This is a genomic window from Rhodococcus sp. IEGM 1302 (genome assembly GCF_030056935.1).
GTDB lineage: Bacteria > Actinomycetota > Actinomycetes > Mycobacteriales > Mycobacteriaceae > Rhodococcus_F > Rhodococcus_F qingshengii.
Window position 1 is genome coordinate 139,127 of the sequence record NZ_JASHKY010000010.1, and the last position, 15,055, is coordinate 154,181.

Consider the following 15,055-nt stretch of genomic DNA (forward strand, 5'->3'; position numbering starts at 1 on the left):
TCACTCTGTCAGCGCGAGCTTTACCAATCCACCGATATCCGAGGACCGGGTGTCACCTATCAAATAGCCGATCCCACGGTGTAGGTGGAGGCGAAATTGGCTAGCGATCGACTCGTCGTCTAGCGGCAGTCCATCTCGGTAAGATCGAAAACGTACCAGCGCCCAGAGGACCTCTCCGTGGTTACCAGCAAAGACACGCCACGTCATTTCGACGCTACTATCGGTAACCAACTTCACCGCGGGTGGAACGTTAGGCTCGGCAAGGGATCTGCATAATGCCCAGCGGCAGAGGACATTCCAATGCGCGATACCAGTGCGGCGCTTCAGTGTAATGAGCTGATCGCGGGCAGACTGTGACAGACGAACATGTTCAACAGGCATATGCATTACTCCCAAAAATAGCCGGGTAGAACTGATGTCGAGTTGGTCTCTTGATCGAACGACAGCCGGTAGGACCGTCCGACAAATTTTTTCATTCGTGCATACGTCGCTTCGTCGATTTCAGTATCCGTTGATAACAGAATGACCTGGTGACTCGCGTAAGGAAAATACCGGTCGACCAGATGCTCACGATGCGAACCATCAAGCCTGCCCAGCGGAGTGTCGACCACAACCGGCAGAGGTTGTCCTGATGCGCGCGCGAGCCCCCACAGTAACGACACCGCGAGCAACTGTCGCTCACCTGCTGATAGCTGATTCGCCAGCAATCGGCTTCCGTCGCGCCCTGCCAATTCGACGGTGTACGTGTCAGGGTCAATCACAACGGAATTGACAAGTGACTCCTTCCGAAGCAACCGCTGCAACGCTTCAAGAACCAAATCTCCTATCCGACCGAGGTACCGACGTGTCGCCGCCGCACGGAGCGCCTCGAGGGTTGCTCGCACCTTGTCCACATGCGTCACCACACGAAGATCATCGTCAATCGACAAGTTAGCCTGCGCAAGTCGATCAAGTTCGTTCTCATACGCGACCTCGCTTTTCGAGGTCTCGACCCTCCGCGCAGCAAGAGCTTCGTCTACCATCGTGTACACCGCTTGGTTGCGTGCCAGCTCTGCATTCGCGCGATCCAGCTTCCCTCGCAGTTCCGACAACGACTCCGGATCGGGCATCGCCACCAAAACACGCTCGAGTTGTTCGAGTTCCGCGCGCACCCCCACCCGACGCTCAAGGAGACTGGTTAACCTACGTTGGGCCGCGGGTAAAGCGGATGAGCGCAGAAATACAATGGGACTTGGGTCTGCGACGCCGGTTACTACGTCGAGAGCACTGCCCACTTCGCGTTGCTCGCGATCAACCCTCATGAATTCCGCAACTGCATTAAATACATCGCTTGCGACTTCCGCACCCTGAAGCAGCATCAACACCGAATTATCGCGTGAACCAAGGACTTCGGATACGACTCTATGCTGCGACGCACCGGATTCAGCACGTATTTGCTGCTCGAGATCAGCCAGCAGTCCCTGCACCTGCAACAGAGGTGCTACATCAGCGGCTTCCTCACGCAACTCATTCTCGATACCTTTCAGGCTCTCGCGCTGAGATTCCAGTGCGCTCTCGGTTGACGCTCGCTTGTCCAGAAGCTCCCCACCAGATGATCGATATAGTTCCGACAGTTCGAAGTGAAGCTTCTCGGCGCGCTCCAGTTCTACTCGCGCAGTTGCCACTGCGTCGAAAGCCTGGCTCTCCTCTTGACGCGCCGCGACGGAAAGTCGCTGCTTATCGTCAACCGTGGATTTCAGACTTTCCGGTATCTGATTGACGCGGTGCCGCCTGCGCAACACCGCGAGATCAGTGGTCAACCGATCGACCAGATCCAAACCGAGCAGCGCTGAAAGCGCCGAACCCAGCACCTCCCTCGATTTTTGAATGTCCGCCAACGCTTCGATCTGCTCGCCGTCAAAGAAGAATAACCCGGCTATCCCACGAGGTAAGAACGTCTCGACATGCTCAGCCCACGTCGACGTGAGCGCTTTATCAGCTCGACCATCAACTTCGACCTCCAACCGTTCGCGAATGGCCCCTGAGGTTCCCCCCCAGCTCCTGGCAATTCGATAAGTGTGCTCGTTGCCCTGTTGATGTGCACGAAATGTCAACTCCACCGAGGACGAGCTACTTGCGGGGGTTCCGCGATGAATCAAACCTCCGAGGTAGTTCTCGTAGCTGCCGGTTCGGCGCCCGTTCAGCTGCGCGAGAGTGCCATACAAAGCAAGGTGTATGGACTCCAAGAAAGTGGTCTTGCCTGCCCCATTCAATCCCCCGACCAGAATTATCGGCTTGTTCGAAGATCGGGGCGCAAGGTCGATCGAGTGTCGGCCTGCGAAGGTACCAATGTTCTGGAGTACCAGTTTGTCGAGAATCACCGGTCTACCTCAGTCTCGATTGGACGAATATAGCCATCAGAGATGTCGAACTCATTGAAGTCTTCACTGTCAGAAGTCCTGTCCAATGCGTTCTTTCGCGTGTGTGCACGATCCAAGGCATCGTCTTCGTTCTCGTAAAACCCGCGACGCAGCGCCTGGCTCAACGAATCAAACACTCCTGCCCGTCGCGCTTGCAGTTGGTGTCGTTGCTCTATGTCTAAGAGCTCGCGAACCAGTTCGAAGTGCAAGCGATCGTCACCCACTACTTCCTGCAACAGCGCAACCGTCTCGGGACCGAGCGGAAGGTGCTCGTCGAGCGTTCGTCCGGGGTACTCCTCTTGCATGGCTTCCGCATAGATCGCCGGCAAATTATCTTCGAACTCATGCTTGTCGACCACCCAAATACGGCGAATCTCTTCAAGCTCAGCTAAGGTCACCAACTCAAGACTGCTTACGTACTCGGGTCCGTTATCTCGGATCCATCTTTGTGCTTCAAGCAGCTTGCGTACCCAGGACTCGCGTGAATTCTGGGTATACGGACCAGGAATAGGACGGCCATGGAAGAGCTGAACCGATCCGTTCATCCTGCGGAAGTCGCGCAAGTGGCGGTCGTCCGCCACGTCGAGCTCATCCCGGAGCGCGAGCAGCGGAAGCATCCACTCCTTCTCCTCATCATTCTGAATCATCGCGGACATCGATTTGTCCTTTTCCACCAACGTGCATGTCCAGCAGCCGAATCGACTGCTCCCGCAGCTGGGCGTGGTCGAGTCGACGACGAGGGGGCACTCACCGTCAGCAGAAGCGCCTTGGTACATCGTGAGTAGTTCCTTGTTCGAATAACCCCAAGGATTCTGGCTCTGCATCAGATAGGTCCACACATCGTCGTTAGACCAGTTTTCGACAGGGGAATAGACGAGACAGTTCGGCAACGACTCGTTCGGACTCAGCATGTCCCGAACTCGACGCGATTCCAATTCGGTCATCCGATGTGACCTGCCTGAGCTTTCAGCCTTACGCGTACCCAGTACAAGAATTGCTTCACCGTGTGACTTCACCATGTTGGTTATGAAGCTATTTGACGGTTTGATCTTGAGCCGCTCGGTGCACCAACGAAACTTAGGCCGCGGCGCAGGGTAACCACGTCCGGCCAGATTGACCCAAAAGGTATCCGCGACAGCGGGTGTCAACTTATGCGGCTCAATCGGAAGACCCTGCTCGATCGCCGCTGCTCGCATCGTATCTAGCGAATGCGTTACCCAAGCCGACACAACTGGGTTTTCTACCAACGTATCAGTGCTGATGACATGAACCTTCTTGGTCCGCTGTTCAGGCTCAAGCTTGGCCAACGCTTGCCAGACCAACTGAAGCACGGCAGTTGAGTCTTTACCCCCGGAGTATCCGACTACCCACGGAATACCATCAGAAAGGTACAGCGCTTGTGTTTGCTCTATCAGCGCGTCGATAGTGTCGGACAACCCGAGTTCAGAAAAAGCAGAGCGAGGGCGGGCGGGCGTAATCGGAATATTGCGCATCATGATTCTCCTAGATTGAAGGCGTCCTCAGCGCGTTGCTCCTCAACAGGGAGCGGCAGCCCGAGCTTCTGGCGTATTAGAGATGTCGTCAACAGAACGTTTCCAGCACTCTTCGAGACCCGCCCTCCGGAAAGAGCTCGTCCTTCCCACGTCGCAGAATTTGAGCGACGCCAATCGATGTCAGACAAGTTTTTCAAAGTCTTTGCCCAGGAACGCTTGTCGCGACGACCGGTAATCAGGCTGTTACCCACTTTGCCGAGCGAGTGCAGAACTATGCCGTGACTATGTATGAAGTCTCGCCTGATCTCGCCTGCACTTACCTCACGCTGGCGAACCTGAGACCATTCCGGCATATAGCGTGCGACTGTCTCCCAGTACGACTTGGCAAGGTCGACGCGCACGTCGACCGGCTCGCCCTCGAGACCGCCGAGCAAAGCACGGTTGGCACTGTAGAGCGCAGACAGAGTGAACAACCTTCGAGATCGAGCGGCAAGATTGCTGGACTCAGTCTCGGTGAGATCGGAGAACAGGTCCGACTCGAAGACCACTGACCGTGTGATCGAGGACATGTCATCTCGGTGGTCGTAGAGAACACCGATCGATTTTGCGGGGCGAATCGCATATCGATTCAAGTCAGCGAACATTTGCTGGGAACGCTTCAGCCCGACATCAAGGAACATCACGATCGGAATCGTCTCGTCCCCGAATTCGGGAATCTCGCTAAGAGCTTCCTGAATCGCAGCGCGCCTGTGCTGTCCGTCGTTGATAACGAATCGTGCCGACATCGGAATTGTCAAAGTACCCACACGATCGTTCGCGCCGCCTCCACCGAAAGCGTCGAACGTCACGTTCGCGTCAACCGATGCTGTAAGCGCGGAAAAAACGTAACTGCGAGGGTTGTCCACCATATATCGCGCGATCTCCGGGACCCTTGCCCTGTTCAACGTCCGCTGAGCTCGCAGTTCTGGGACAAGCTCCTCGTCGCCGAACAGGAACAATCTGGGGATCAAGCGCAACGGACACATCGTCACGAAGTACTCTCGCCCAGCTTGGATCCCGCGGATTGCCGGGAACACGTACTCGAAACCGGTGCTTCGCAGCTTGTCATTTTTTGGACCGTTGTCCACCTGTACCCCCGACTGTTTGCAACTACGCCTGTTCGGAACTATACATCCGAACATTTCCCAAACCGAAACGAACTACTCCTGCATCCGTCACGTAAAGTTACGTACATGACGATAGCGCCGGGCACCGACACCAACAGTCGAGGCAATTCGGGTGATTCAAACCATCCGACGTACCTCGACTGCAACGCGACGACTCCCGTGGATCCAGCGGTGCTTGCCGAGGTGCTCTTGTTCCTCCAAGACGAATATGGCAACGCAGGCAGCAGAACTCACTCCTATGGGCAACGAGCGAAACAGCGAGTCAATCGCGCGCGCGAGGAAGTTGCAGCGGTTGTTTCCGCCAAACCAGACGAAGTCGTCTTCACAAGCGGGGCAACTGAAAGCAACAACATTGCAATCCTCGGGCTTGAGGAAGCTGGCACGCGAACCGCACGACGCCACATTATTGCAACGCAAATCGAACACAAGGCTGTGCTGGAACCCGTCGAGCGCCTACGACAACGAGGGTTCGAGGTGACATTGCTTCCTTCCTCCGCTGACGGGCGAATAAATCCCGACGACGTTGCCGAGGCTCTACGCCCAGACACCCTCATCGTCTCGATCATGGCTGCGAACAACGAAACCGGTGTCATCCAGCCAATCCCCGACGTCGCAAAAGTGCTAGACACACACGACGCCTACTTCCACGTCGATGCGGCACAGGCGTTCGGGAAAATTACGAATCATATAGTCTCACCACGCATCGATATGATCAGCATTTCCGGACATAAGCTGTACGCGCCCAAGGGAATTGGTGCGTTAGTAGTTCGACGTCGCGGCTATAATCGAGTTCCCCTCACACCCTTGACTATCGGAGGCGGCCAAGAACGGGGGCTACGTTCAGGGACACTCCCAGTAGCGCTCATCGCAGGGTTGGGAACAGCTTCAATAGCCGCAATGACAAATCACACGGTATGGCGTGATCACTGCCTCGAATTGCGCAGGGGCTTACTGGACGCCCTCAAGCCTCTCAACGCGGATCTGAATGGCGATCCAGAATTCACGATGCCACACACGCTCAACTTCTCGATTCCCGGCGTGGATTCAGAAGCCGCTATCGTCGCGCTCAAAGATATCGCCGCCATTTCAAACGGGTCTGCCTGCACTTCTCAAAGCTACGACCCGAGTCATGTTCTCGTCGCCATGGGCCTTTCCCAGAAACGGATCCAGGGCGCACTTCGCTTCTCATGGAGCCACCTAACTGAACTTCCGAACTGGTCCGCAATTGCCGAACGGCTCCATCACATCCGAACTCCGTGACGATCAGACGCCAACTCACTCAGACGTCGAGACGCACACTCAATCAACCTTTGTATGCTCTGAGTTGGCGCCCAGATCCATCGTCCAGGTTCCAAAATTCCCAGCCGTTGCGCAGCGGGTTGATCGTCGGGCTTTGATAAGCCACTACTGCCCTAGCCGCACCACTAGGTGTCTGATAGCCTTGGCCGCTCAGCGGCCCACTTGTCAAGGTCACTTCGTTAGTTCCGTGCACAAAGACTGCCTCTGTGCGAACCCCCTTGTACACCGCGAAAATCCGAGATCTGGTACCTCGATGCGGACTTGCAATCTCGTGAGAAGGATGTCCCATCGGCGCGTCGATTAGCGCCAAAATCTCCGCAATATCTGTAGTTTCGCTAGTTTCAGCAAAAGCCTCAACCTGCACCACCGGTTGCGATGCCGCTACATCTGCCAGCGCTTCCTCTTGGACGCCGTCAATGTTTCTCATCCATACTGTTATTCCATCTTGGTCGGCACTCCGAAGTACTCCCCGCTTCTTCAACCCGTCCAGCAATTGGATCGCGGAGCCTTCATCAAACCGGGTGAGCCGCATTACTTGATCCACATTGACCGGCACAGATTCCGCGTACGCCAGGACAACTTGTTCGGCCCGACCCTTATCCAACCGTGGGAGAACACCCGCTGATAAATCGCTGGGATGACGCTGTCGTTCAGAAGTAACCCCATCCGAACTAGTATCAGCGTGCGGATTCACGATTCCTTGGCCATCAAGCACGCTGTCTGCCGACGGCACCAACTGATAACGAATATCCGGGCGGACACCCACCCTGCATAACTTGTTCTCGTGCACTAACTTTCTTGCCGCTGCCCACACTTGCACACGGTCAAGCTGCCACAAATCAGCCACCCCCCCGGCTGATTGCGGTCCAGACTCAACTTCCGTCAACCACCGATCAAATAGATAGTCCTCCGGCCGCGGGATAGCGCTATCCGGCATTACCTCCCACACCGACGACACCTTGAACACCGGCATCGTTGTCTCGGAGTCGGTCTCGACCACGGGATCCACAATCTTGATCTCGGCCTCAGACGACATCCCTTGGCCACCCTCTATAACCTCAAGCGACTCTCCTGGAATACCGACAATCACAACAGGCACTGTCACAACAGGCACCGGCACATCAGCAGGAATCACATTGGCCAGCTCGGCCTCCGCAACGTCCTCGGCCAGTGATTCGTCATTAGGCATCACAGGCGGAACCCACACGGCTGTAGTGTCTTTCGCCAGCGGCGAGGATGCCACTGATCCCGGAGAAATTCCGCGGCGATCAAGCTCGGCCCACAGGCCGGACAGTGAGGCAACGGGGTCCATGTAGTACTCGGATTCTCGAATGCGCCAGAACTCCCAGCCGCACCGCTTGAGTTCACGCTCGCGTTCCATGTCCGAGCGAACTTGGTCAGGTGTCGAATGCCAATGGTCGCCATCACATTCGACGGCGAGCCGACCGGCAGAACCGGTGACTACCAGATCGATTCGTCTGCCGTTTACTTCTACTTGGCAGTTGACGTGGTACCCGCGCGCAACGATGTCGAGGAAGATTCGTTGCTCGAAAAGACTGTCGAATTCGCTGTGCTTACTGTCTCGAGTGACGTGCTCGGGCATAGGATCGGCCGGCGCCGACGACGTGCTCTGCATGTACGTCATCAAGGAGTGACGAAGGTCGGTGGATTGCAGATTGTCCGACGTCACGGAATGGAACAGCCAGAGCTGATCTTGGGCTCGTGATGCCGCGACGTTGTACCGACGCTGGTACTCGTTCTTTGTCATGGCCATCACGCGTTGTTCAGGCCCGATCACCATAGACAGAAGGATTACGTGTCGCTCGTCGCCCTGGAAATCCGGGGGTGTTCCGATCCGAAGTCTGCGGTCCTCCCACTGGTCGACATCGAGCCGTTTGAGCAATTCGTTTTGAATGAGGTCGACCTGACGCTGCCCTTGCAGTACGACGACGCCGAAGGTCTTACCCGCGTACGCCGTATCGGACAGGCACGCCTCGATGGCGTCGGCGATGGCGAGGGCCTCTGTTCGGTTGACCAACGCTGCGTTCTTGCCGGTGACAGCCCCGCCGGGAACGTAAGTGGTACGAAGCGGCGGAAGGCGGTCAGCGCCGTACTGTCGAACCGGGATCAACGGCGCGTCGCGGTAGAATTGATTGCTCGACCAGTTGATGATCTCGGGCATGCACCGGAAGTGTTCGCGCAGACGAACCACCTGGCCGAATCTGGTCCGAAGCATCGAGAACATACTCGATCGTGGGGTGAGGCTGCTCCGCAGATATACGGGCATGTCCGGTAGATACGTTTCCAACCGACCGAAAACGTCGTCGAGCGCGCCGGACGCTACTTCACTTGGCGCGCATTGTTTGTCGTCTCCGACCACAATGACCCGGGGTGCCAGCCACAGGAGGAAGAGGCTACTGAGATCTGCCTGGCTGGCTTCGTCGACGACAACGACGTCGAAGCTATTGGGCTCTGGCGGAATCGATGCAAGTACCTGTTGAAGTGGCATAACCCAGGCAGGTACCGCGCCCTGTGCCTTCTGCATCGCATCGCGCGCTGCGACACGGAAGGTCTCGGCGTACTTTCCGGTGCCCTTGCCGGTATTGGCAACGTGATCGCGGTACGACTGCAGGGCTCCGACTTGTTCCGCGGTCATCCGTTCGAGGCAACCGATCCACGCTCGCTCTGCCGCGAGTTTAGCCGTCAGCTGGGAAATATCTGCCTCCGTGACGGCGAGTACATGCTCGAGTTCTTTGTCACGCCCAGGCTCATGCTGTTTCTGCACCCAGGCTTGGGCACGCCTCCACGCCCATGCATCGTCGAGTTCATCGAGTCTGACGTTCCAACTCGAGTCGTCGGACGTTCCCCGAATCAACTGGGCCAGATTCGGTGCTTCTGATTCCAATTGCGCACTCAGCGTGTTGAGCTGAATCTCTTCGTCGCGCTCTCGACGAGCGATCTCCAACCCGGTCAACGCATGCGAGATACCGTCGACGTCGGCCGCGTCGATCGCTTCGATCAATGCCTGACTTTCAGGTGAAACCGCGCCTGCAAATGCTCCGGCAATTTCCACGCTGAGCTGCCGCATGTAAGTCTGAGCTTGCTCAGCTCGGTCAGTGTCAGCGACCGCATCGGCCGCAGCTGCTACTGCCTGCGCCTGCGCAAGCCCTCGGATTGGCGGCGCGCCTTGGCCTACGGCAACAAGCCTCTCTACGAGCGCCCGCACTTCGGCCACGCAGGCATTGACGGTTTGCACTTCACTCACAGTGCGATGCAAGTTGTTCACTTGCAAGGCGCGAGAACCCTTGGTAGTTAAACTAACTCCGAGATCGGCAAGGATCGCTGCCGCTGACCGCACACAATCCAAGGCCCGCAGGTGTTCCGCAACGTATCGGACATTCTCGGTTGACGTTGCAGGTTGGCCGTCCACGGTGGGGACAGGGCCCAGCTCTTCGACGGCCTTTTGTTGGTCACTCTTGCGGAATCGTCCACGCCATTCCTGGCCGTTTTCCATCGCAACAGCAAGTTCGTGGAATACGACCGCAGCGCGCCGTCCATCGACCTCGGTTTCCACCACACGTACGCCGACATGCTGGTCAGCCTGCGCCGCGACGTGGAGGAGTTCTGGGATTTTGGCAGTCTTCGACCACAAGTGGGCCGCGCTTCCGGACAGTATTCCGTCTGCAACACCCTGGTAGGCCGGATCCAACTCGCGTACTGCGGCTACTGCGAACTGAAGCCGTTTGCATCTATCACCGATCTCCGCCAACGTCGCCGGACTAGCACCGTCGAGGACTTGCAAAAGCTCCGCCGCAGCGGGATTCAGAGGAGCTGGAATGGTCGCGGCCGCCTCACAGGCACGCTGCAGGTCAGGCCACTGTGGAAGCCTGCCCTCGATCACTGGAAACGTTTGATGTGCCCGCTGTGCGCGAACTGGGTTCGATTGCGACGCCAACGCCAGGAGTTGTCGAAACTGAGGAAGATCCAAGCTTGGCGCAGCCGACTGCAATGGCGCCGGAAGCCATTCATACCGCTGGCCGCAAGCGACGACATCACGCACTATCTCGGCTGCGGTCCCCGAATATCCCTGAGCAACAAAGGGATGCTTGAAAGTCTCCCGCTCGCGTAGGGCTCTGATCTCTTCCGTAATTGCCGCCTTACGGCTAAGCGCCTGATTCCTCTTGTCGTTCAGACCGTCGACGACCTCTGCCGACGCCCTGTGATTGAATGATGCTTTGCGCGTTGCAATTTCAGCGACGCTTTTGTTCAGTTCGGTCGATCCGCCACGTCCGATGTCCGTGATGGAAACGCACAGCTCCTTCATTTCGTCGGGAAGCTTATCCCTCAATACTCGCAGTGCCTGCGACTTTTCACTGGTAACCAGCACGCGTTGCCCCTTGGCCAACAGTGCCGACACCAAGTTTGCGATGGTATGTGTCTTGCCAGTGCCTGGTGGACCTTCGACCACCACTCCGCTGTCACCGATGAGTCTCTCGATGATGTCGCCCTGTTCCCGATTGGCCGGCAATGGGAACAGCGGATCTTCCGCGTAGGCAACGGTGGCGGCCGAACCCGTCCGTTCCAGCCATGCGATACGATCTTCCGGCTCGATCGGCGTGACTAGTTGCGCGAGACCCAACGGTATTGCAGTTCCATCATGTTCGGCTTCGGCAATCATCGCCTCGTAGTACTCGACCAGAGCGAAGGCGCCGCGCTTGCGAAGGACGAGCGCTGGTGCGGGAGTTAGCGCTCGGCCGGTTCGGGACGCCGATGCCGTATCGCCGACTTCAACAGTTGTTGTCAGCGCTCGCGCAGCCCATTCTTTCAAGAAGACAACGATATTGTCGGCTACTGGCGACGTGTAGTCGATCAAACTCTCCTGGAGAGACCGCGACCCGGTTCCGTCGAAAATATGGAGCCCGGTCAGTAGCTGCGTGTCCTCGAGCCTCGGTGCACTATCTGGCGAAAGCCGCACCAACAGGTCACCCGACGATTCATCTCGTTCGACGGTGGCCGACTGACTGATGATGTGTGTCCTGATATCTTCGCCCGCCGCATTAGCCGACAGCTCGAGCAGACCTGATGCAAGTACCAGCTCGACAGACTCCGGCCGAGAAGTGAGTTCTTGAAGAACCTTTTGCAGATCCTGATACAAGAGCCAGAATGGTCGACGCTCCTGATCTAGTTTCGCCCACATCCGCCACTCTGCAAGCCATCGCTCAAATGTCGCGTCGACACCTGACGGCTCTTCCGAAAGTGTCGGCGTCGATGCCGAATCCGCAATATTTCCTAGCACCCAGCCGCGCAGGCCAACGGGCACTGCAGGTGCGTCGTCCAGCGAGATCCGGCGCGCGCGGAGCAGAACTTCCCCACCCGATGCACTGTGCTCGATGGACATCGATAGCAAATTGCCACTGAGCCAGATGATGTTGTCATGCTGGCGAAGATTGCGCACAGGCTTGGTTCGAGCCTTGACCAGTTCACGTAGGAACTTCATCAATCGTTGAACGCGGTCTTTGAGCTGCGGATCGTCCTCCGGATTCGGCAACTGCTCGCCCCTCTCATTGTTCACAAGGGCACTGCAGCGCCACATCACACACAAGAGTAAAGAAGGAGTCGGACAAATTCTCGCGACCCCGCAATTCCGGCGTGCCTATTTCCGAAGGCCGAGCAGATCCCATCTGCTTTGTCCATGAGCAACCCGACTCAGCTCGATCGCGTGATGCCCCGTTCGGTCACGTCGCCGGTCATGCGCAACCCAATCGTCGGTCACCTTTCGGATGCCGGCTGCTACTTCGGTGGAATGCAGAATGAAGACGGCAGGTTCCGCGCCGGCGAGATCGACGAAGGCCCAAAACCTCGATCCGGTGTCGTCCAGCGTCAGATCCTCATCGCTCTTCTGGGCTTGCCACGTGCCGGCTGTGCGCGTCTTGACCCGAACGATGAACCGTCGTCCGCTTTTCGTGGATATCCACACAGCTGTTCGTCGCGAAGAATCCAGGCGCCCACACTCTGCACCGCGGGTACGCACCATCTGCAGGAACCACAGGACCCCACGATCTGACGTACTCAGTTGTTCGGCCGATGAAACGGTCCGGGTACCGGGTTTCGGCGTCGAGACCGCCCCAACTCTGCCGGCCGATGATGCACCTCTCATGGAACCAATCGATCGCCCTGACCCGTCATGCAATGTCCACAGTGTCCATCCGTCGACGCCCTGTGAACTACCCGGGTCATATCGGTCGATCACTGCGCTGGCAGCAGCGGAGGGGTCCGTGAATCGTCGGCCTTCCAGATCGCCCTTGGTGATGTGGGTTTCACCAGAAACCGGATCGCAGACTGCCAATGTGCGAAACCCTTCGCAGTCAAGCCACACTCGCCACTTTCGGCCGACTGCGGCAGAACCTGTCGGCAACCGTGTCGATGGCGGACTAGGTCGAGGAACTTGTTCATTCGACTTTTCAGTAGGAACCATCACTGCAGGACGAGTCAGCACTGTTCTCGCAACCGGCCGCACATAAGAGGGAGCCGCGACAGGCCGCACGCTCACCGGCAGAGTCGAAGCGTCGGCAGGGCAGACATCGCCAGGTACTTGTGAGTCGTCTGAGTCGTCGACCAGGTGAGCTACCAACTCCCACAGCTGTGCCAGCCTCATTGTTGACAAATGAGAGAGAGGTGTTCCCTTCACGGCATTCGAAAGCTGTTTGGTTCCCGCATGGGCGGGGAGAGATTGCGCTAGTGATGCAAACGCTCGAAGCGTCTTCGTGCGATCGTCCTCGGAGCCAGGAGCCAATCCCCCGACCGCAAACCAGCACTCCCCGATCCAAGCCCACGTCACCCTCGGATCGTTGTCGAGAATATCGAGTTCGTCCGCCAGTTGGTTGTAAACGTCGTAGTCGCCTTCGTCCTCGTCCACGCCTGCAACAACAGACACAATTTCTTCCGCAGCAGCCAGTCCGTCAAGCGAATCGAGTGCTGCAAGGAACTTCTTGGCAGATGTGATTTCTCGTGATTCGTCACTGGTCGATTCATTACTTGCGCCCGATAGCAGGGCCGCCAGCTTTCTGAATTCCTCGCGCGAATCCGGAGCAAAGACAATAGCGTCCGGATGTTCGTCGGCGCTGTACGCGTCGATGGTCGCTGCATCTTCGACCAACACACAGACCGAGCCGACTCCAGCCGGCTCTCCAGCCTCGAATAGGCACCCCACGACCTTCTCCAGGAGTACCCGTCTGGGCTCCAACGGTAGTCTGACATCCAACGGTGCCGGCACATGTTCCCGCGTGAGCCACAAGTACGGACCATCGATAACGATCTGCCCGTTGAGCCCGTCGTACCGCCGCACTTATTCCTCCGCTAACAAATTCGCCAACTCACTGATGAATGTGCACACTTCGAGGCATGCAGTGCACCTGTCCAGATAATCATTAGCACGACACCACGACAGGCTCGGGCTACGAACTACGCAACCAACGCCTCTCTGTGTCGTTAATTGTGCGGGTGCGTCCACATCCAACCCAAGTACTCAACTCAACGAGGTCTTCAGTCGACGGCGGTGAAACCCTTCGCCCGATCCTCGTCGCCGACGCTCCACAGGTTGGTCGACACTTCCGCCTTCACGAGGGGAATCACTTCTTCGGCAAAGCGGCGCAGGGTGTCCTTCTGCTGCTCGAAGTCGAGCACGTGATTGACCGACACCGATTGGAAATCGTGGCCGTAGCTCTCGTGATAATCGAGGATCTTCTCGGCGACTCGCTCCGAAGACCCGACCAATGCCGGCCCACGGTCGACGGCTTCCTCGATCGTCCGGAAGCTCGTCGACTTTCCGACCGCTTTGGGGTCGTGCTTGCGTTTGTCAGCTTGCGCAACGGCGCCCTCGTAGATCGGACGGAACTCTTCGATGGCCTGCTCGGTGGTATCGGCGAGGAACAATCCACCCGAACCCGAGCCGACGTACGCCTTGGACGGGTCGTGCCCGTACGCCAGGTACTGCTCGCGGTAGTGGTCGATCAGCACTTTGTAGTTCTCACGAGGCTGGAAGGCGTTGGCGGTGACGATGGGGTCGCCCCACTTCGCCGCCAGTTCGACGGCCTCGAACGAGGTAGCCGATCCATGCCAGATACGGAACGGTCCGTCGTAGGGACGCGGTAACGTCGTCGCGTCCTCGAGCGAAGGCCGGTGCGTTCCCACCCACTTGACGTTTTCCTCGCTGATCAGCAGTTTGAGGAGTTCGTAGTTCTCGGTGAGGTACTCGTACTGCTTGGCGATATCCAACCCGAGGAGCGGGTACTGAAGGACCTCGTTGCCCTTGCCGATCACGATCTCGAGGCGTCCCCGGCTCAGCTGATCGATGGTTCCGAAATCTTCGGCGACTCGAATCGGGTCGAGTAGCGACAGAACGGTGACACCCGTCGAGAGCAGGATTCTGTCTGTGGCCTGCGCAATTGCCCCCAAAACGACGGTTGGCGCCGACGAAAGAACCGGCCCGGCGTGGCGCTCACCCACCGAGAACGAATCGATACCTAGTTCTTCGGCGAGAACCGCCAGTTCGACGACGCGGTTGAGCCGATCGGACGGGGCAACTTCCTCGCCGGTCACTGGATGGGGTGGGTTGAAAATGATGTCCAGAACCTGAAAACGCATGACCCGTCTTTCTCGATAACCGCACAGCGCGCCTGTCCCTCGGAGGCTAGTGCGC

Annotated in this window: 8 protein-coding genes; 2 read left to right on the forward strand and 6 right to left on the reverse strand. The window is 57.6% G+C overall.

From position 1 onward, the window contains the following. Genes dndE through dndB form a run of 4 tightly spaced genes read right to left on the reverse strand, consistent with a single transcriptional unit; the run spans nucleotide 1 to nucleotide 5,073 of the window. On the reverse strand, nucleotides 1-387 hold the full coding sequence (dndE, locus tag QM609_RS16690; protein ID WP_166502466.1) for a DNA sulfur modification protein DndE: 387 nt from the start codon (nucleotides 385-387) through the stop codon (nucleotides 1-3). Continuing rightward, nucleotides 387-2,360, reverse strand: a complete 1,974-nt coding sequence (gene dndD / locus QM609_RS16695) for a DNA sulfur modification protein DndD (protein ID WP_149357653.1) — start codon at nucleotides 2,358-2,360, stop codon at nucleotides 387-389. Before dndD ends, dndE begins: the two co-directional genes overlap by 1 nt. Next, a complete protein-coding gene (dndC, locus tag QM609_RS16700) occupies nucleotides 2,357-3,895 on the reverse strand; it encodes a DNA phosphorothioation system sulfurtransferase DndC (RefSeq protein WP_149357652.1) in 1,539 nt (512 codons plus the stop codon). The genes dndD and dndC overlap by 4 nt, the downstream gene beginning before the upstream one ends. Then, a complete protein-coding gene (gene dndB, locus QM609_RS16705; RefSeq protein ID WP_149357651.1) occupies nucleotides 3,892-5,073 on the reverse strand; it encodes a DNA sulfur modification protein DndB in 1,182 nt (393 codons plus the stop codon). Before dndB ends, dndC begins: the two co-directional genes overlap by 4 nt. Before the next feature lie 51 nt (nucleotides 5,074-5,124). Here dndB and dndA point away from each other — a divergent pair, with 51 nt between their 5' ends. After that, nucleotides 5,125-6,318, forward strand: a complete 1,194-nt coding sequence (gene dndA / locus QM609_RS16710; protein ID WP_149357650.1) for a cysteine desulfurase DndA — start codon at nucleotides 5,125-5,127, stop codon at nucleotides 6,316-6,318. Nucleotides 6,319-6,361: 43 nt separating this feature from the next. On the opposite strand, the gene QM609_RS16715 is transcribed toward dndA, so the two are convergent. After that, nucleotides 6,362-11,929 carry a PDDEXK-like endonuclease domain-containing protein gene (locus QM609_RS16715; RefSeq protein ID WP_283337314.1) on the reverse strand — a complete coding sequence of 1,856 codons (5,568 nt, stop codon included), beginning with the start codon at nucleotides 11,927-11,929 and terminating at the stop codon, nucleotides 6,362-6,364. Between the two features lie 120 nt (nucleotides 11,930-12,049). On the opposite strand from QM609_RS16715, the gene QM609_RS16720 reads away from it, so the two are divergent. Further along, on the forward strand, nucleotides 12,050-12,421 hold the full coding sequence (locus QM609_RS16720) for a hypothetical protein (protein ID WP_050655375.1): 372 nt from the start codon (nucleotides 12,050-12,052) through the stop codon (nucleotides 12,419-12,421). Between the two features lie 1,478 nt (nucleotides 12,422-13,899). Here QM609_RS16720 and QM609_RS16725 read toward each other — a convergent pair. Beyond that, the gene (locus QM609_RS16725) at nucleotides 13,900-15,000 is read right to left on the reverse strand and encodes an LLM class flavin-dependent oxidoreductase (RefSeq protein WP_050655377.1); all 1,101 of its coding nucleotides are present in this window, start codon (nucleotides 14,998-15,000) and stop codon (nucleotides 13,900-13,902) included. Between the last annotated feature and the right edge of the window lie 55 nt (nucleotides 15,001-15,055).

Bases quoted from the DNA above. Each gene is read 5' to 3' on its own strand.
- dndE (WP_166502466.1), bottom strand. From the start codon at position 387: ATGCATATGCCTGTTGAACATGTTCGTCTGTCACAGTCTGCCCGCGAT.
- dndC (WP_149357652.1), bottom strand. From the start codon at position 3,895: ATGATGCGCAATATTCCGATTACGCCCGCCCGCCCTCGCTCTGCTTTT.
- dndB (WP_149357651.1), bottom strand. From the start codon at position 5,073: ATGTTCGGATGTATAGTTCCGAACAGGCGTAGTTGCAAACAGTCGGGG.
- dndA (WP_149357650.1), top strand. From the start codon at position 5,125: ATGACGATAGCGCCGGGCACCGACACCAACAGTCGAGGCAATTCGGGT.
- QM609_RS16720 (WP_050655375.1), top strand. From the start codon at position 12,050: ATGAGCAACCCGACTCAGCTCGATCGCGTGATGCCCCGTTCGGTCACG.
- QM609_RS16725 (WP_050655377.1), bottom strand. From the start codon at position 15,000: ATGCGTTTTCAGGTTCTGGACATCATTTTCAACCCACCCCATCCAGTG.